Below are 16,520 nucleotides of genomic sequence, written 5' to 3'. Positions count from 1 at the left end.
CAATCCGGCAGGATGGCTGCCTAAACCGACAAAGGCCTCGCAAGGGCCGCGGAAAACCGCTCTGCCGGCCTTCAAAAAGGCCCCCACTGACCACCGAACTCCACTTCGCTCCCCGTGCAAAGCCCTCACAAGGGGAGAAGGGAGAGCCGCGCTACCCGCCACTCCATCCAGCCAATAAAAAACCGGCGTCAGCTTGCTTCTGACGCCGGTCATTTAGGTTTTGGGATCGTCGCACCCGATTTTTCCAAGGAAAAACCGAGGTTGGTTCGATCCGACGCAGACCCGTGGGCGGGGGGCTTGGGGTTTACGAGCCAGTGCCGGACCGAACCGTCTCAGGCAACACCCGTAAATTCGTCGGACATTGGGGCATGAGCGCGGATAAAAGAAGGCAGAATTGTGGCGAAGCATCACCAATTCCAACGGGCGTTTTATAAACGTGACTGGACACTGCGGAAACGGTGCGCCGCCGCCTTTGCTCGGTCGGGCTTGCAATTCTACGGCGAAAGCGCCAACTTTGGTTGGCATAAGATTCATTCGAAGGGATCGAGGCATGACTGATCATGGCAGTGGGACGGAGGATGGGGACGCATCCGCAATACTGATCCCGCTGCATGAGGCAAGACGCGAACGCCTCGACCAGCCGGTGCGGTTCGACCGGCGCGAACTGGACCAGATCCTGAGGCTTTACGGGCGCATGGTCGCCGCCAATGAGTGGCGCGACTACGCCATCGACCATCTCACCGATCGCGCCGTCTTTTCCGTGTTCCGCCGCACCAGCGAGGTGCCGCTGTTCCAGATCGTCAAGGATCCGAAGCTGGCGCGGCGGCAAGGCGCATTCGCTGTCATTGCCGCTGGCGGCCGCATCCTCAAGCGCGGCCAGGAACTTGGCCGCGTGCTTGGCGTCTTCGACCGCACGCTGAAGCTGGTCGAGGCCTAACTACTTATTCTGGCGGCGGAATTTCTGTTCCGGCAATGAGTTGAGATCGGGCGGGACCGAGGCCCCGTCATTGATCGGCAGTTGCATGAACACCGTGTCCAGCCAGCGTCCGTGCTTATAGCCGGAGCCTTCGAGGCGGCCCGAATGGCGAAAGCCGAGCTTTTCATGTAGCCGCACCGAGGCACTATCCGGTCGGCCGTCGCCGATCACCGCGATGACCTGGCGGAAGCCCGCCGCCGCGGCGGTCTCGATCAGCCCTTGCATCAGCTTGAGCCCGACGCCTTGGCCCTTGGCCTCGGGCGCGACATAGACGGAATCCTCGACGACAAAGCGATACGCGGGGCGTGGCCGGAAGGCGCCGGCATAGGCATAGCCGAGCACGATGCCATCTTTTTCCGCCACCAGATAGGGAAAGCCGCCCGCTATCAAACTGTCGAATCGCTGGCCCATCTCGGCGCGGCTCGGCGGCTCCAGCTCGTAGCTCGCCGTCCCGTTTGTCACCGCGTCGGCATAGATATCGGTGATCTGGTCGAGGTCCGCCGATGTAGCGGCCCGTATGGTGACGTTGCTCATAATTTATGCAAATCGTTCATCTGCCTTCTATCACAGCAGAGGCCGGAACAAAAGAAAAGGGCGGCCGTTGGGCCGCCCTTACAAAACTCGCTGGTCCAGTCAGACCAGTCCAAACAAAAGCCTGTTAGCGGCGGTCGCCCATGAACTGCAGCAGGAACATGAACAGGTTGATGAAGTCGAGATAGAGCGTCAGCGCGCCCATGATCGCCTTGCGGCCGGCAACGTCGGTGGCGTCGCCCTCGAAATACATCTCCTTGATCTTCTGCGTGTCATAGGCGGTGAGGCCCGAAAAGATCAGCACGCCGAGCGCCGAAACGGCGAAGGACAATGCCGACGACTGCAGGAAGATGTTGATCACCATCGCGATGATCAGGCCGAACACACCCATCACCAGGAACGAGCCGAACGCGGTCAGATCGCGCTTGGTCGTGTAGCCGTAAAGCGACAGCGCGCCGAAAGCCGCCGCGGTGGCGAAGAAGGTCTGCGAGATGCTGGCGGTGGTGTAGACCAGGAAGATCGACGACAGCGACAGGCCGACCAAGCCGGCATAGACCCAGAACGTCGTCTGCGCGGCAGAAACGCTCATCGACTGGACGCGGAACGACAGGAACAGCACAGCGGCCAGCGGAGCCAGCATCACCACCCAGCGCAACGGCGACCCGAAGATCGCGTAGCCGAAGGAGGTCAGCATCTCGCCGCTCGGCAGCGTCGCAACCGCCGAAGCCGGATCGGTGGTGGTGGCCAGCATGATCGTGCCGACTGCGGCAAGGCCAGTGATGAGGAGGCCAAGCCCCATCAGATTGTAGACCTTGATCATGTAGGCGCGCAGGCCCTGGTCGATGGCAGCATCGACGCCGGCGCCGGGCACGGCGCGCGTCTGATAATTGCGAACGGGTTCAGCCATGGAAATCCTCATATTGCTTCTGCCCCGTCCGGTGTCAGGTCCATTTAGACCCAGGCGCCGCTGGCGGGGCTCCAGCATGCCTGCGGCGAAATATGATGGTTATTGGCGTCAAGAACAAGACCGTAACGGAGCGTAATGCTTCGTGAAGTCCCTGAAATCCGCTTTTTCGGCTTTCGAAGCCGCAACATTACGCAGAATTAATCAAAAACAGCCTCGCCAAGCCTTGCGATCAGAGATTGCGCAGCACCGGCGCCGCCTTGTGGCCAAGCACCCGCCAAGTGCCGGCGAGACCGATGCCGACCGTGACCACCAGCGCAAAGGCGATGGTTGCCACCGCCACGTCGGGCATGAAATGCGATGGCAGCGTCATGATGCGCGCGACAACGAACCACGCGGCAACCCCGCCTGCCGCCAGCGCGAAGATCGCAGTGGCGAGGCCGATCAGCATATATTCCAGTGAAAAGGCCGCGATCAGCGTTTTCCTGGTGGCGCCCAGCGTCTTCAGCACCACTGCGTCGTGGATGCGGGCCCGGTTGCCGGCGGCCAGCGCGCCGGCCAGCACCAGCACCGACGCGATCAGCGCCACGCCAGCCGCGGCCCTGATTGCCGTGCCGAGTTGCGCCACCAGCCGGTTGACGATGTCGAGCGCGTCCTTGACCCTGACTGTCGTCACCGCGGGAAAGGCCCGGGTGACCGCGTTGAGAAGACGGGCATCGTCGGCCCCCGACGCGCCCTTTTCGGTCAGCGTCGCCAGCCAGCTATGCGGCGCGCCGGCAAATGTGCTGGGCGAGAACACCATGACGAAGTTGATGCCCATCGTCTCCCACTCGACCTGGCGAAAATTGGCGATCTTCGCCGTCACGTTGCGGCCAAGCACGTTGACGGTGACCGTGTCGCCGAGTTTCAGCCCGATCTCTTTGCCTTCCTCGGCCGAAAACGACACCAGCGGCTCACCGGCATAATTGTCCGGCCACCATGTGCCTTCGGTCAGCGTCGCATTCTTCGGCAATCTGGCCTCGTAGGTCAGCCCGCGATCGCCGCGCAGCACCCAGGCCCCTTCCGCCGGGACCTTGACCTTGTCGACGTCGACGCCGTTCAGCGCCATCACCCGGCCGCGCAGCATCGGCACCTTGACCAGCGTGCCCTGCGGCGCCTCTTTGCCGACCAGCGCGGAGAACGCGTCGACATCGCTGCTCTGGATGTCGACGAAGAAGAAGTTCGGCGCCCGTTCCGGAAGGCTGCCGGAAATCTGCCGCCTGAGATTGCCATCGATCAGCGCCAGCGTCACCAGAAGCGTCAGCCCCAGCCCCAGCGACAGCACCACCGACGGCGTCAAGGCTCCCGGCCGGTGGATGTTGCCGATGGCGAGCCTGAGCACCGTCGAGCCAACGCGCGGGCTCTTTTTGGCGGCCCACTGCACCAGAGCGCCGACGACGCGCAGCACCAGGAAGGCAAGAATGGTGGCGCCGACGAAGATCGAGGCGATGCGGCGATCGCCGGAAAACAGAATGGCCAACGCGGCTAGGAGCAGCGCGATGCCGAGCGCCGCCGCCACGTAGAGCGGGCGCGGAAAACCGCGGCCCTCAAAACCCATTTCGCGAAACAGCGCCGTCGCCGGCACGTCGCGCGCACGGCCGAGCGGCAGCAAGGCGAAAGCCAGCGTCACCAGCAGCCCGAACAGCGCCGCCATGCCGAGCGCGCCGGGATAGAACCCACCTTCCGCCGGCACCGGAATGACCGACTGGAGTGCCGCGCTCGCGGCGAACGGCATCAGCGCGCCAAGCGCAACGCCAAGCGCGATGCCGAGGGCGGCGATCATCAGGATCTGCACGAGGTAGACGGCAAAGACGAAACCGCCCGATGCGCCCAGGCTCTTAAGGGTGGCGATGACGCCGCGCTTGCCGTCGAGATAGGCGCGCACCGCATTGGCCACGCCGACGCCGCCGACCACCAGCGCCGTCAACCCGACCAGCGTCAGGAACTGCGAGAACCGTTCGATGTTGGACGACAACGCAGGTGCTGCGTTGCTGCGCGTGCGGATGGTCCAGCCGGCCTCGGGAAAGTCCTCCCCGGCCTGCTCCTGGATCGCCTTGATACCCGCTTCGCTGGTGCCGACGGGCAGGCGGATCTTGTAGGCATTTTCGACAAGGCTGCCCGGCTGGATCAGACCGGAAGCGGCAAGCCCGTCCGTCGAGACCATCAGCCGCGGCGCAAAGCCGAAACCGTCGGATACCGCGTCCGGCTCGCTGACGAGCCTGGCGCGCAGTTCGAATGTGGCGCTGCCGAGCTTTAGCCGGTCGCCGATCCCAAGGTTCAGCCGCTCGAACAAAAGATCGGGTGCGGCGGCGCCTAAAATACCGGATCTTTCGCCGAACAATTCCTGCTTCGACAGCGCCGGCTCGGTCTCCAGCGCGCCGTAGAGCGGATAGGCTCCGTCGACCGCCTTGGTCTCGACCAGCGCCTGGTCGGAACCGTCCTCGAGCCGCGCCATCGAGCGCATGCTGGCGCTGTGCGAGACCGTGCCCAGCCCGTCGAGAAAGACGTGCTCGGCTTGCGTCGCTGCGCGCTGGTTGAGCTGGAAACGAAGATCGCCGCCGAGCAGCGACTGGCCTTCGTTGGCGACACCGGCAGTAATCGCCCGGGCCACCGAATTGACGCCGCCGATCGCCGCGACGCCAAGCGCGATGCAGGCAAGGAAGATCAGGAAGCCGGACAGCCCGCCGCGCATCTCGCGCAGTGAGAAGCGGAAGGCGAGCTTCAGCGTGCGCGACCAGGCAACCCCCTCATCCGGCCGCTTCGCGGCCACCTTCTCCCCGAGGGGAGAAGAGGTTGCCAACGCCGGCGTCAGCCTCTTCTCCCCGGCGGGGAGAAGGTGGCCCGAAGGGCCGGATGAGGGGGCCTTGTCAGCCATGGCGCTACGCCGTCACTTTGAGCAACGGCGCGTCTTCGATCCGGCCCGACCGCATCGACACCTGCCGGGAGCAGCGTGCGGCGAGCGCCGGATCATGGGTGACCAGCACCAGCGTCATGCCGCGCTCGGCCACCTTGGCGAACAGAAGATCGGCAACCTGCCGCCCGGTTGTCTGGTCGAGATTGCCGGTCGGCTCGTCGGCGATCAGGATGCGCGGCGAAGGTGCGAGCGACCGGGCGATCGCCACACGCTGCTGTTCGCCGCCGGACAATTCGCCGGGATAGTGAGTGACGCGATCGCTCAAACCCACTGCCTCCAGCTCCCGCGCCGCCACCCCGAACGGATCGGCATGGCCGGCAAGTTCCAGCGGCACTGCGACATTTTCAAGCGCCGTCATGTTGGGAATGAGGTGGAAGGACTGGAAAACGATGCCAATGTTTCGCCCCCGAAACGATGCGATCTGGTCCTCGCTCTTGCCGTTCAGCAATTCGCCGGCAATTCGTACCGTGCCCGAATCGACCCTTTCCAACCCAGCCAGAACCATCAGTAGCGTCGACTTTCCCGAGCCCGACGGCCCGACGATGCCGGTCGCCTCGCCACTTGCCACATCGAGGCTGACACCTTTCAGCACATGAACGGAAGACGCTCCTTCGCCGAGCGTCAGCGATACGTCTTTCAGCGCGATGACGGCTTCTGTCAAAATAAAATCGTCCTATATGGGAGAGTGGAGGCCAGAATTCGGCCTGCCGCCAACGTAATGTTCTTGGTCATATGGGGCCTGCCACATGGCTTTCAAACACCCTCTTGCCGCAGTCTTCATCCTTTTCCTCGGAATTTGCGGCGCCATTTCGTCGGCGCGCGCCGAACCCCTGGAGATTGTCGGCTTCGGTGACAGCCTGATGGCGGGTTTTGGCCTCGGACCGGACGAAGGCTTCACCCAAAAACTCGAGGCAGCACTTCGCGCCAAGGGCCACGATGTGACGATCGCCAATGCCGGTGTCTCCGGCGATACGTCGAGCGGCGGCCTGTCGCGTCTCGACTGGTCGGTGCCGGACGGCACCCAGCTTGTCATCCTCGAGCTCGGCGCCAACGACATGCTGCGCGGCGTTTCTCCCGATATCACGCAAAAGAATCTGGACGCCATGCTGGCGAAGTTGAAGCAGCGCAAGATCGCCGTGCTGCTGGCCGGCATGCGTGCCGCACCCAACCTCGGCGCCGACTACCAGAACGGCTTTGACGCGATCTTTCCGAAACTGGCGGAAAAATACGGCGTCCCGCTCTATCCGTTCTTTCTCGACGGCGTCGCCGGCGAGCCCGCTTTGCAGCTCGAGGACGGCCTGCACCCGAATGCCAAGGGCATCGACCGCATGGTCGAGCGCATACTGCCGGATGTCGAAAAGGCCATTGCCGTGATTCAGGGCAACTCTTGAAGAACTGGACTTCGAGGAGGCTTCGCTTTCCCCAGGGGAAGATTTTAGGCGGGCCTGCGACCAACAAACCACTTGCCCCGCTCCATTATCGATGATTCGCTAGGGACAAGAGTTCGATTCGAGGACAGGAGGCTTGCCATGCCGCGTCTTTTCACCGCCCTCGAAATACCGCGTGATGCCGCCCTTTCGCTGTCCCTGCTCCGGGGCGGCCTGCCCGGGGCCCGCTGGATCGACGTCGAGAACTACCACATGACGCTGCGCTTCATCGGCGATGTCGAGGGCCATGTCGCCGACGAGATCGCCAACGCGCTCGATCGTGTCCACCGCCCGTCCTTCCCGCTGACGCTGTCCGGCGTCGGCGCCTTCGGCCAGAAGAAACCGCATGCGGTGTGGGCCGGCGTTTCCGCCTCGCCCGATCTTTCGGCCCTGCAAGCCGAGATCGAGCGCATCTGCCAGCGCCTCGGCATCCCCGCCGATCCCCGCAAGTTCATGCCGCATGTAACGCTGGCCCGCTTACGCAATTCGAGCCCGCTCGACGTCGCCCAGTATCTGTCGGCACGCGGCAACTTTTCGACGATGCCCTTCCGCGTCGGCCGCTTCGTCCTGATGTCGTCGCGCGATTCGGTCGGCGGCGGACCCTACATCGTCGAGGAGGCCTGGCCGCTGTCTGGCGCCGACAGCCGCGCTTCGAGCCGCGTCGCCAGCGCCTCCGATGCTTCGCGGATCATGCGGTAGACCGAGGCAAACGCCTCCGGCCCCTCGCGATAAGGGTCCGGCACGTCGCTCAACCTTCCCTGCGCAAACTCCAGGAACAGATGGACACGGTCGCGCATGGCGGCAGGCACCAGCGCTTTCAAATCCCGGAGATTTGATCGGTCCATCGCGAGAATGAGGTCGAACCGCGAAAAATCGTCCGGCGTCAGCTTGCGCGCCCTCTGTGTGGAAATATCGATGCCGTGCCGCTCTGCAATCGACACCGAGCGCGGGTCGGGTGCCGAACCGGCTTCCCAGTCGCTGGTTCCGGCCGAATCGAGCAGGATATCGCGATCGAGGCCACGCTCCGCCAGGACGGCGCGCAACACGCCCTCCGCCAGTGGCGACCGGCAAATATTGCCGAGACAGACGAAAAGAATGGATTTTATCGGCTTTGCACTCATCGATCCGGCACTATGCTGAAGACTGCAAATCCAGATAGCACGGGAAACGAACATGGCGAGAGAGAAACTGAGCAAGGAGGCGGTCGCCGAGGCGCTGGCCGGCCTCGATGGCTGGTCGCTGGCCAAGGATGGCGGCGCGATCGCGCGCAGCTTCACCTTCAACAACTTCTCCGAAGCCTTCGCCTTTATGACCCGCGTCGCCCTGGCGGCGGAGAAGATGGACCACCACCCCGACTGGTCGAATGTCTACAAGACCGTGAACGTGACGCTCAACACCCATGATGCCGGCGGCCTGACCGCGCTCGATTTCGAACTGGCCAAGACGATGAACCGCTATTTCGATTAGGTCGTTGGAGATCTGACGACGCCGTAGCCCCTCGCTCCGCCCAGGATGACGAAGGGAGGGGCGTTTCCGCTAACCTCCAAAGCGGGCGATTGCCAGCCACTTGCAGGCCAGCATCACCTGATTTTCAGGCCGGGGAACGGCCGAGCTCTTGTAGTGGACGGGCGCTTTCACCACATTTCCCGCTGGCAGGCGCGCGCGGAACGACGAGCGCAGCCTCGTTAGGAGAGGTTGATGGCGCAAAAATCCAGTTTTGATTTCTTCGGCTTTGGCGGCAAGCCGGGCGACGCGCGCGAAGTGCGCGAGAACTTCTGGCGCACGGCCAAGAAGGCTGCCCGGCAAATCCCGTTCATGGAAGAGCTGGTCGCCGCCTATTACTGCGCCATGGACAAGAACACGCCGCTGCGCGCCAAAGGCATCTTGCTGGCGGCCCTCGGCTATTTCGTGCTACCGACGGACGTCATCCCCGACTTCGTCTTCGGGCTGGGCTTTACCGACGACATCGCCGTGCTGACCGCCGCGATCACTGCCGTCAAAGCCCACATCACCCCCGCGCACCGGCTCGCCGCCAGGCAGGCGATAGCCGACAACAGCTGAGCCGGCGATAAGGCAGAAAAGTCAAACTCTTGCCGCTTTCGTGGCCTCCAAGTCGCGACAGGGACGTTGCAACTGCCGCTTTTCGAGCGACGGGCGCAAGGATGGCGGCGGTTTCCTGGGGTGGAAGTCCTTTTCCCAAGGGAAGTTCACCGTTTGGTAACCCAGATTAAATCAAAATGAAGCGACGGGCAGGACGCCGAGCCGGCCTGCGTCCGCACCATTTGGAATACGGGAAAAGCGATGCGCGGATTGATTGCTACAATTTCGAGCCTGGCACTGGTGGCCATGACAGCGCCGGTGTTGGCGCAGTCGGCGACCAAGATCGGCCAGCACAATGCCTGGGGCACTTACAGCTACCAGGCGTCGGGCGGCAAGGTTTGCTATGTGCTGACCGTGCCGACCGACAAGCAGCCGCCGACGCTTGATCACGGCGACATGTTCTTCTTCGTCAGCCAGCGGCCGGGACAGCAGGTGTCCTATGAGCCGCAATTCATCGCCGGCTACAATTTCCAGGAAAACTCCAAGGCCACCGTCACCATCGACGGCAAGAGCTTTTCCATGTTCACCCGCGGCAAGTCGGCCTGGGTCGAGAACGCCGCCGAGGAGCCGGTGCTGATCGCCGCGATGAAGTCCGGCAGCGACATGAAGGTCCAGGCGAAGTCCGGCCGCGGCAACACCACCACCTATGTGTTTTCGCTGAAAGGCATCTCGGCGGCGCTGTCGTCTATCGCCAAGTGCAAATAGCCATAGGCCGAGTTTGAGTAAGGGCCGGGCCGCAAGCCCGGCTTTTTGCTTTTGAAGCGCCGCCGGCCGGCACATTGCGGCGAGCCTTGCACCGGCGGCACCCATGACTCCGCCACCAACCTGTGCTATGCGCCGCGCTTCATTTCGGGCACGATGCTGTAATCGGCCGCAAATCGCTTATATTGGCGCAACAATGACCCTTTCATTTGATCTTACCACTGACGGCGCTCGTGACGCGTTGCGCGCCCGCGCCATGCCGGCCGAAAAGCCGTCGCTGATCGGCCTGACCCGCGGCGAGCTCGGCGCTGCCCTCGTTGCATCCGGCATCGTGCCGGAGCGCCAGGCCAAGATGCGCGCCCAGCAGCTCTGGCACTGGATGTATGTGCGCGGCGTCTCCGACTTCGCCGGCATGTTCAACATCTCCAAGGATTTGCGCGCCGAGCTCGATAAGCACTTCACCGTCGCCAGGCCCGAGATCGTCGAGGAGCAGATTTCCTCCGACGGCACGCGCAAATGGCTGTTTCGCTTTCCGCCGCGCGGTGCCGGCCGGCCGGTCGAGATCGAGACCGTCTACATCCCCGAAGAAGGCCGCGGCACGCTGTGCATCTCCTCGCAGGTCGGTTGCACGCTGACCTGCTCCTTCTGCCACACCGGCACGCAAAAGCTGGTGCGCAACCTGACGGCGGAAGAAATCCTCGCTCAGCTTCTGACCGCCCGTGACCGGCTCGGCGATTTCCCCGACCGCGACACGCCCGACGGCGCCATCGTGCCGGCCGAGGGCCGGAAAGTGTCCAACGTCGTCATGATGGGCATGGGCGAGCCGCTCTACAATTTTGAGGCGGTGAAGAAGGCGCTGCTGATCGCGTCCGACGGCGACGGGCTGTCGCTGTCGAAGCGCCGCATCACGCTGTCGACCTCCGGCGTCGTGCCGGAGATCTTCCGCACCGGCGAGGAGATCGGCGTCATGCTGGCGATCTCGCTGCATGCCACCAATGACGATCTGCGCGACCTGTTGGTGCCGATCAACAAGAAGTATCCGTTGAAAGAGCTGATCGCCGCCTGCCGCGCCTATCCCGGCCTGTCGAACGCCCGCCGCATCACCTTCGAATATGTGATGCTGAAGGACGTCAACGATTCGATCGAGGACGCCAAGGGGCTGATCAAGCTGCTCAAGGGCATTCCGGCCAAGATCAACCTGATCCCGTTCAACCCGTGGCCGGGCACCAACTACCAGTGCTCGGACTGGGAGACGATCGAGAAGTTCGCCGACTACATCAACAATGCCGGCTATGCCTCGCCGATCCGCACGCCGCGCGGCCGCGATATCCTCGCCGCCTGCGGCCAGCTCAAGTCGGACTCGGAGCGCATGCGCAAGGTCGACCGGCTGGCGCTAGAGGCGATGATGATCGCGGGGCACGGCGAGGCGTGAATCGTCTTGTTGCCTGGTTCGGCCGCGTCGCATTCATATCTTTGGGTTATGTCATTGCCGTCCTGGTTGCGGTCGCCGCCACCTTCTTCGTGTTGCTGCTCCCGACCGCCCTGCTGGATGGCGGCGCCTGGGGATCGTTTTACCGCAGCGTCCGCGGTGTGGGCTTTGTTTACCAATCCGTGCTCATGACTACTTTCCTGACGGCGCTGCCCGGTTTTCTGCTCACGCTGCTTGTCGCCCGTGGACAAGGCTGGAACCGCTGGCTGCCATTTGCGTGCGCTGGCGCCCTGAACGCCATCCTCGCGCTTCTGGTCTTAAGCGCCTGGACACAAACGACCCCGTTGAACATATCCGCTGCGCTACTCCTGCCCTGTCTACCCGGTGGATTCTCCGGCGGTTATGCCTACTGGGCAGTAACCGGGCGTTTCCTTATCAAACAAAGGGGAGCAGTTTTGGCATGAACCGTCTCTTTGCCTACCTCATCCGCTTCGCCGTCATCCTGATCGGCTATGGCGTCGCTTCGCTGGCGGCCAGCGCCTTCCTCAACATCATGTTTCTGGCGTCGCTTGGGCTGATGACGGAGCAGACGCAGCCAGCGGCGCAGGCCTCGCTGTGGTTTTCCATCCCCTTCGTCGCGCTGTTCGTCGCCTATTTCGCCTTCATGCCGGCGGCGGTCGCCATCCTCGTCTCCGAAATCCTGGGACGGCGTGATTGGCTGTTCTACGCGCTGGCGGGCGCGGTGGTCGCGGCGGGCTTCCTCGGCTTCGCTTACCAGACCGCCGATGCCAATTTCGAGATCACCGATCCGCGCGTCGCCGCTGCCGTGATCGGCTGCGGCATGGTTGGCGGCATTTTCTACTGGCTGAGCGCCGGGCGCTCGGCCGGGAGCTGGCGGCAAGCCGGAAGGTCCGCGCCTACTTCGCCTGGGCCGTCAGGATCTTGAGCGCAAAGGCCGAGAACACCCCGGCGAACAGATAATCGACGACGCGTGTGACGCGCGGGCTGGTCTTCATCGCCGCCGAGAATTTTTCGGCTGCAAACACCATCGGCGCCGTTACCGGGATCGACAGCACGACGAACATCGCGCCGAGGAAAAACAGTTTTCCGGGCGCGTTGGGATCATGCGCGGAGACGAACTGCGGCAGGAAGGTCATAAAGAACAGGATGATCTTCGGGTTGAGCAGATTGACGCCGAGCCCCGCCGCCCAGGCGCGGAACAGCGAAATCTCAGGCCCGCTCTTCCTCTCGGGTGAAAAGGCCGAGCCCTTGGTGATCGCCTGCCACGCCAGGAAGACGAGATAGCCGGCGCCGAACATCTTGAGCGCGAGAAAGGCCGCCGGCGAGGCGACGATCAGCGCCGAGACGCCGACCACCACCAGCGTGGTGTGGATCAGCGTGCCGCACAGCGCGCCGGCCATCGAGGCAAAGCCCGTGGCGCGGCCATGGCTCAGCGTGCGCGAGACGAACAGCGTCATGTCAGGCCCGGGCGTGATCGCCAGGATCACGGTGGCGATGGCGAACTGGATCAGCGTGGTGGTGTCGGGAATGAAGGACATGGGCGGGCCCCTGAATGAAGAAGGCGCAGCCTATACCGCAAGCGCCAAGCCGGCGCCAGCTTCTGGCCGGCACCACGGCTGATCCAGTATGCCAGCAGCGACCGGGGGATCGTTCGTCCCTTGCGCTAGCCGGAACCGGCGTGATACCTCGCCCGCGAAGAACCCCGTCGCGGAACCGCCCACAATGCCAAAAGCAAAAGCCGTCAAGAAAGTCGTGCTCGCCTATTCCGGCGGCCTCGACACCTCGATCATCCTGAAATGGCTACAGACCGAGCTCGGCGCCGAAGTCGTCACCTTCACCGCCGACCTCGGCCAGGGCGGCGAGCTGGAGCCGGCGCGGCGCAAGGCCGAGATGATGGGCATCAAGGACATCCGTATCATGGATGTTCGCGAGGAGTTCGTTTCCGACTTCGTTTTCCCGATGTTCCGCGCCAATGCCGTCTATGAAGGCACCTATTTGCTCGGCACCTCGATCGCCCGCCCGCTGATCTCCAAGCACCTCGTCGAGATCGCCAAAGAGACCGGCGCTGATGCGATCGCCCACGGCGCCACCGGCAAGGGCAACGACCAGGTCCGCTTCGAGCTCTCGGCCTATGCGCTCAACCCCGACATCAAGGTCATCGCGCCATGGCGCGATTGGTCGTTCAAATCGCGCACCGACCTGATCAACTTCGCCGAGCAGCACCAGATTCCGGTGCCGAAGGACAAGAAGGGCGATGCGCCGTTTTCGGTCGACGCCAACCTGCTGCACTCGTCTTCCGAGGGCAAGGTGCTGGAAGACCCGTGGACCGAGCCGCCGGAATTCGTCCACCAGCGCACCATCTCGCCGATGGACGCGCCGGACGAGGTCACCGAGATCGAAATCGAATTCCTGAAGGGCGATCCGATCGCGCTCAACGGCAAGAAACTGTCGCCGGCGACGATGCTGGCGGCGCTCAACGATCTCGGCCGCGACAACGGCATCGGCCGGCTCGACCTGGTCGAGAACCGTTTCGTCGGCATGAAATCGCGCGGCGTCTACGAGACCCCCGGCGGCACCATCCTTATCGCCGCCCACCGGGCGATCGAATCGATCACGCTCGACCGCGGCGCCGCCCACCTCAAGGACGAGTTCATGCCGCGCTATGCCGAGCTGATCTATAACGGCTTCTGGTTCGCGCCCGAGCGGCTGATGCTGCAGGCAATGATCGACAAGAGCCAGGAAGATGTCGAAGGCACGGTGCGGCTGAAGCTCTACAAGGGCAACGTCATCGTCACCGGCCGCAAGTCGAAGAAGACGCTCTATTCCGATGCGCTGGTCACCTTCGAGGACGATCGTGGCGCCTACGACCAGAAGGACGCCGAGGGCTTCATCCGCCTCAACGCGCTGAGGCTAAGGACGCTGGCGGCGCGCAACCGCAAGGGTTGATATTCCAACAGGCCCGTTCCCCTCAAGGCTTAGACGAGTTAGGAACCCGGTGAAGACGCCGGGTTTTATTTGGCGTCTCTAATATAAAGAGGTCGCGCTCTCAGATCGTTTCCTGTTTGACCTTTCGGTGGTTTGATCTTACTTCTCTTGCGGGTCGAAGGGCTTTGACAGTGAAAAATAGAATTTTTCTTCTGCTTGCGGCGGTAGCCGTCTTTACCGGGTGTCAATCCACGCAAGTCCCGGCGGGGCAAACATCCAAGTTCCGTACCTGCAAAAGTTTTGACGGCCCCTTTCAGATTCCCGCTTCCCAGAAATGCCCGTTGAGCGGCTACGCGCAAGGTCCCGGAGTCCCGATGGTCATCGAGGGCAAGCCAAAGGCGGCTACCCCGGCGCCGCGGAACTCCAAATTCCGTACCTGCAAAAGTTTTGACGGCCCCTTCCAGATTCCCGCTTCCCAGAAATGCCCGTTGAGCGGCTACGCGCAGGGTCCCGGAGTCCCGATGGTCATCGAGGGCAAGCCAAAGGCGGCTATCCCGGCGCCGTGGACGCTCAAGTTCCGTACCTGCAACGGTGTTGACGGCACCTTCCAGGTTCCCATTTCCCAGAAATGCCCATTGAGCGGCTACGCGCATTATTGAGCGTGATGTGCCCAGGCGCTTGGCCAATCTTGGAGCCGGTTTCCTGCCTGCCTTGGCTGTCCTGGCGAACTTGGCTGTCGCCAAAGCCAACGACTATGACCCCGCTTCCCTCGACCTTCCCGCGCCGATCGAGTGCAGGGTTCTTCAGCTCACATTGCCTAAAGGATTTGCGAGGAAACCATGCGAAAACTGATCTCTACCAGCTCGCCGTTCGAGAAGGCCGCCGGTTATTCGCGCGCCGTGGTGCAGGGCGACTGGTGTTTCGTTTCCGGAACGACCGGCTACGACTATGCGACCATGTCGATGCCGGAGACGGTCGAGGCGCAGACGCGCAATTGCCTGGCGACGATCGCCAAGGCGTTGCAGGACGGCGGCTTCGAGATGGCCGATGTGGTGCGGGCGCATTACTACATCACCGACGCGGCTTTCGTGGACATCGTCTTTCCGATTCTCGGCGAAGCCTTTGGCGACATCAGGCCGGCGGCGACGATGATCGTCTGCCAGCTCAACAAGCCGGAAATGAAGATCGAGATCGAGGTGACGGCACTCAAGCGCACGGCCTGAGCGCGGCGGTGCGGGGCGGTGCGGGCCGCCAAGGATCGCCAAAGATGCTGTGAACCAAACGCTTGCGCATAGGCCGCTTGGCGTTTAGCAAGGCCGCGGCTCACGACAGCGCCGCGCGTCCTTTTGGACGCGCAAAGGACGCTGTAGAATTTTGTTTCTGCGCATGATCCTTTCCGAAATCGATTCCGATTTCGGGGTCATGCGCCACAATTAGGACGGTTCTGATGGCTTCGAAAAATCTTCTCCTGCTCGCCGGCGACGGCATCGGCCCCGAGGCCATGGCCGAGGTGAAGAAGCTGATATCAGCCATGAACGACAAGCTCGGCAGTGGTTTCGTCACCGATGAGGGGCTCGTCGGCGGCTGCGCCTATGACGCGCATGGCGCGGCGATTTCCGATGCCGACATGGCCAAGGCGATGGCCGCCGACGCGGTGCTGTTCGGCGCCGTCGGCGGGCCGAAATGGGATGCGGTGCCGTATGAGGTGCGCCCGGAGGCAGGGTTGCTGCGGCTGCGCAAGGATATGGAGCTGTTCGCCAATCTCAGGCCGGCCATCTGCTATCCAGCGCTGGCGGCGTCCTCCTCGCTCAAGCAGGACGTGGTCGAGGGTCTCGACATTCTAATCGTGCGCGAGCTCACCGGCGGCGTCTATTTCGGCGAGCCGAAGCAGATCATCGATCTCGGCAACGGCCAGAAGCGCGGCATCGACACGCAGGTCTACGACACGTTCGAGATCGAGCGCATTTCCGGCGTCGCCTTCGAGCTGGCGCGGACACGCAAGAACCACGTCACCTCAATGGAAAAGCGCAATGTGATGAAATCCGGCGTTTTGTGGAACGAGGTCGTCACCCAGACCCACAAGGCCAGATATGCCGACGTCAAGCTCGATCACATGCTGGCCGACGCCGGCGGCATGCAACTGGTGCGCTGGCCCAAGCAGTTCGACGTCATCGTGACCGACAATCTGTTCGGCGACATGCTGTCCGACATCGCCGCGATGCTGACCGGCTCGATCGGCATGCTGCCTTCGGCGTCGCTCGGCGCGCCGGATGCCAAGACGAAGAAGCGCAAGGCGCTCTACGAGCCGGTGCATGGCTCGGCGCCCGACATTGCTGGCAAGGGCATCGCCAACCCGATCGCCATGATCGCCTCCTTCGCCATGTGCATGCGCTATTCCTTCGGCATGGTAACCGAAGCAGACCGTCTGGAAAGCGCCATCGCCGCCGTGCTCGACGACGGCCTGCGCACCAGGGATATTCATTCGCCAGGGATGACCGAGGTCGGCACCACCGAGATGGGCGATGCGATCATCGCCAAGTTCCTGGGCTGAG

The 16,520-nt window shown here is 63.1% G+C and carries 19 protein-coding genes; 13 read left to right on the top strand and 6 right to left on the bottom strand.

The annotated features are described in order from the left end of the window. Positions 1–550 precede the first annotated feature (550 nt). Complete coding sequence (locus EOC94_RS24145) at positions 551–937, top strand: DUF2794 domain-containing protein (protein WP_095484870.1); 387 nt, start codon at positions 551–553, stop codon at positions 935–937. On the opposite strand, the gene EOC94_RS24140 is transcribed toward EOC94_RS24145, so the two are convergent. From EOC94_RS24140 to EOC94_RS24125, 4 genes are all read right to left on the bottom strand, one after another. Beyond that, entirely contained in the window at positions 938–1,510 is a 573-nt protein-coding gene (locus EOC94_RS24140; protein ID WP_127293960.1) for a GNAT family N-acetyltransferase, read from the bottom strand. Between the two features lie 124 nt (positions 1,511–1,634). Continuing rightward, complete coding sequence (locus EOC94_RS24135; protein WP_095484868.1) at positions 1,635–2,414, bottom strand: Bax inhibitor-1/YccA family protein; 780 nt, start codon at positions 2,412–2,414, stop codon at positions 1,635–1,637. 229 nt (positions 2,415–2,643) lie between these two features. Next, positions 2,644–5,142: an ABC transporter permease gene (locus EOC94_RS24130; RefSeq protein WP_127293974.1), complete on the bottom strand. Its 2,499-nt coding sequence runs from the start codon at positions 5,140–5,142 to the stop codon at positions 2,644–2,646. 187 nt (positions 5,143–5,329) lie between these two features. After that, the gene (locus tag EOC94_RS24125) at positions 5,330–6,025 is read right to left on the bottom strand and encodes an ABC transporter ATP-binding protein (protein WP_127293958.1); all 696 of its coding nucleotides are present in this window, start codon (positions 6,023–6,025) and stop codon (positions 5,330–5,332) included. Positions 6,026–6,110: 85 nt separating this feature from the next. Here EOC94_RS24125 and EOC94_RS24120 point away from each other — a divergent pair, with 85 nt between their 5' ends. Continuing rightward, positions 6,111–6,755 (top strand): arylesterase, encoded by a 645-nt coding sequence (locus EOC94_RS24120; RefSeq protein ID WP_095484866.1) that lies wholly within the window; start codon positions 6,111–6,113, stop codon positions 6,753–6,755. Between the two features lie 138 nt (positions 6,756–6,893). Beyond that, complete coding sequence (gene thpR / locus EOC94_RS24115) at positions 6,894–7,490, top strand: RNA 2',3'-cyclic phosphodiesterase (protein WP_127293956.1); 597 nt, start codon at positions 6,894–6,896, stop codon at positions 7,488–7,490. On the opposite strand, the gene EOC94_RS24110 is transcribed toward thpR, so the two are convergent. Continuing rightward, positions 7,394–7,912, bottom strand: a complete 519-nt coding sequence (locus EOC94_RS24110; RefSeq protein ID WP_127293954.1) for a low molecular weight protein-tyrosine-phosphatase — start codon at positions 7,910–7,912, stop codon at positions 7,394–7,396. The two genes, thpR and EOC94_RS24110, sit on opposite strands and share 97 nt — an antisense overlap. A gap of 52 nt (positions 7,913–7,964) precedes the next feature. On the opposite strand from EOC94_RS24110, the gene EOC94_RS24105 reads away from it, so the two are divergent. From EOC94_RS24105 to EOC94_RS24080, 6 genes are all read left to right on the top strand, one after another. After that, on the top strand, positions 7,965–8,258 hold the full coding sequence (locus EOC94_RS24105) for a 4a-hydroxytetrahydrobiopterin dehydratase (protein ID WP_127293952.1): 294 nt from the start codon (positions 7,965–7,967) through the stop codon (positions 8,256–8,258). A gap of 231 nt (positions 8,259–8,489) precedes the next feature. Further along, positions 8,490–8,852 (top strand): YkvA family protein, encoded by a 363-nt coding sequence (locus EOC94_RS24100; protein ID WP_095484862.1) that lies wholly within the window; start codon positions 8,490–8,492, stop codon positions 8,850–8,852. 240 nt (positions 8,853–9,092) lie between these two features. Next, on the top strand, positions 9,093–9,596 hold the full coding sequence (locus EOC94_RS24095; protein ID WP_095484861.1) for an invasion associated locus B family protein: 504 nt from the start codon (positions 9,093–9,095) through the stop codon (positions 9,594–9,596). A 193-nt stretch (positions 9,597–9,789) separates the two neighbouring features. Then, the gene (rlmN, locus tag EOC94_RS24090; protein ID WP_127293950.1) at positions 9,790–11,025 is read left to right on the top strand and encodes a 23S rRNA (adenine(2503)-C(2))-methyltransferase RlmN; all 1,236 of its coding nucleotides are present in this window, start codon (positions 9,790–9,792) and stop codon (positions 11,023–11,025) included. Then, entirely contained in the window at positions 11,022–11,486 is a 465-nt protein-coding gene (locus EOC94_RS24085) for a hypothetical protein (RefSeq protein WP_127293948.1), read from the top strand. The genes rlmN and EOC94_RS24085 overlap by 4 nt, the downstream gene beginning before the upstream one ends. Continuing rightward, positions 11,483–11,968: a hypothetical protein gene (locus tag EOC94_RS24080; protein WP_127293946.1), complete on the top strand. Its 486-nt coding sequence runs from the start codon at positions 11,483–11,485 to the stop codon at positions 11,966–11,968. Before EOC94_RS24085 ends, EOC94_RS24080 begins: the two co-directional genes overlap by 4 nt. On the opposite strand, the gene EOC94_RS24075 is transcribed toward EOC94_RS24080, so the two are convergent. Then, complete coding sequence (locus EOC94_RS24075) at positions 11,940–12,581, bottom strand: LysE family translocator (RefSeq protein WP_127293944.1); 642 nt, start codon at positions 12,579–12,581, stop codon at positions 11,940–11,942. The genes EOC94_RS24080 and EOC94_RS24075 overlap by 29 nt on opposite strands. 184 nt (positions 12,582–12,765) lie before the next feature. Here EOC94_RS24075 and EOC94_RS24070 point away from each other — a divergent pair, with 184 nt between their 5' ends. From EOC94_RS24070 to leuB, 4 genes are all read left to right on the top strand, one after another. Further along, positions 12,766–13,989, top strand: a complete 1,224-nt coding sequence (locus tag EOC94_RS24070; RefSeq protein ID WP_127293942.1) for an argininosuccinate synthase — start codon at positions 12,766–12,768, stop codon at positions 13,987–13,989. A gap of 353 nt (positions 13,990–14,342) precedes the next feature. Further along, positions 14,343–14,627 carry a hypothetical protein gene (locus EOC94_RS34675; protein WP_245465640.1) on the top strand — a complete coding sequence of 95 codons (285 nt, stop codon included), beginning with the start codon at positions 14,343–14,345 and terminating at the stop codon, positions 14,625–14,627. Between the two features lie 180 nt (positions 14,628–14,807). After that, entirely contained in the window at positions 14,808–15,191 is a 384-nt protein-coding gene (locus EOC94_RS24055) for a RidA family protein (protein WP_127293936.1), read from the top strand. A gap of 224 nt (positions 15,192–15,415) precedes the next feature. After that, complete coding sequence (leuB, locus tag EOC94_RS24050; protein WP_127293934.1) at positions 15,416–16,519, top strand: 3-isopropylmalate dehydrogenase; 1,104 nt, start codon at positions 15,416–15,418, stop codon at positions 16,517–16,519. Position 16,520 lies beyond the last annotated feature (1 nt).

The organism is Mesorhizobium sp. M6A.T.Ce.TU.016.01.1.1 (genome assembly GCF_003997065.1).
GTDB lineage: Bacteria > Pseudomonadota > Alphaproteobacteria > Rhizobiales > Rhizobiaceae > Mesorhizobium > Mesorhizobium mediterraneum.
This window is presented reverse-complemented; position numbering and strand designations above follow the sequence as displayed.

Bases quoted from the DNA above. Each gene is read 5' to 3' on its own strand.
- EOC94_RS24105 (WP_127293952.1), top strand. From the start codon at position 7,965: ATGGCGAGAGAGAAACTGAGCAAGGAGGCGGTCGCCGAGGCGCTGGCC.
- EOC94_RS24100 (WP_095484862.1), top strand. From the start codon at position 8,490: ATGGCGCAAAAATCCAGTTTTGATTTCTTCGGCTTTGGCGGCAAGCCG.
- leuB (WP_127293934.1), top strand. From the start codon at position 15,416: ATGGCTTCGAAAAATCTTCTCCTGCTCGCCGGCGACGGCATCGGCCCC.
- EOC94_RS24120 (WP_095484866.1), top strand. From the start codon at position 6,111: ATGGCTTTCAAACACCCTCTTGCCGCAGTCTTCATCCTTTTCCTCGGA.
- thpR (WP_127293956.1), top strand. From the start codon at position 6,894: ATGCCGCGTCTTTTCACCGCCCTCGAAATACCGCGTGATGCCGCCCTT.
- EOC94_RS24070 (WP_127293942.1), top strand. From the start codon at position 12,766: ATGCCAAAAGCAAAAGCCGTCAAGAAAGTCGTGCTCGCCTATTCCGGC.
- EOC94_RS24095 (WP_095484861.1), top strand. From the start codon at position 9,093: ATGCGCGGATTGATTGCTACAATTTCGAGCCTGGCACTGGTGGCCATG.
- rlmN (WP_127293950.1), top strand. From the start codon at position 9,790: ATGACCCTTTCATTTGATCTTACCACTGACGGCGCTCGTGACGCGTTG.
- EOC94_RS24130 (WP_127293974.1), bottom strand. From the start codon at position 5,142: ATGCGCGGCGGGCTGTCCGGCTTCCTGATCTTCCTTGCCTGCATCGCG.
- EOC94_RS24110 (WP_127293954.1), bottom strand. From the start codon at position 7,912: ATGAGTGCAAAGCCGATAAAATCCATTCTTTTCGTCTGTCTCGGCAAT.
- EOC94_RS24080 (WP_127293946.1), top strand. From the start codon at position 11,483: ATGAACCGTCTCTTTGCCTACCTCATCCGCTTCGCCGTCATCCTGATC.
- EOC94_RS34675 (WP_245465640.1), top strand. From the start codon at position 14,343: ATGGTCATCGAGGGCAAGCCAAAGGCGGCTACCCCGGCGCCGCGGAAC.
- EOC94_RS24145 (WP_095484870.1), top strand. From the start codon at position 551: ATGACTGATCATGGCAGTGGGACGGAGGATGGGGACGCATCCGCAATA.
- EOC94_RS24055 (WP_127293936.1), top strand. From the start codon at position 14,808: ATGCGAAAACTGATCTCTACCAGCTCGCCGTTCGAGAAGGCCGCCGGT.
- EOC94_RS24075 (WP_127293944.1), bottom strand. From the start codon at position 12,581: ATGTCCTTCATTCCCGACACCACCACGCTGATCCAGTTCGCCATCGCC.
- EOC94_RS24135 (WP_095484868.1), bottom strand. From the start codon at position 2,414: ATGGCTGAACCCGTTCGCAATTATCAGACGCGCGCCGTGCCCGGCGCC.
- EOC94_RS24140 (WP_127293960.1), bottom strand. From the start codon at position 1,510: ATGAGCAACGTCACCATACGGGCCGCTACATCGGCGGACCTCGACCAG.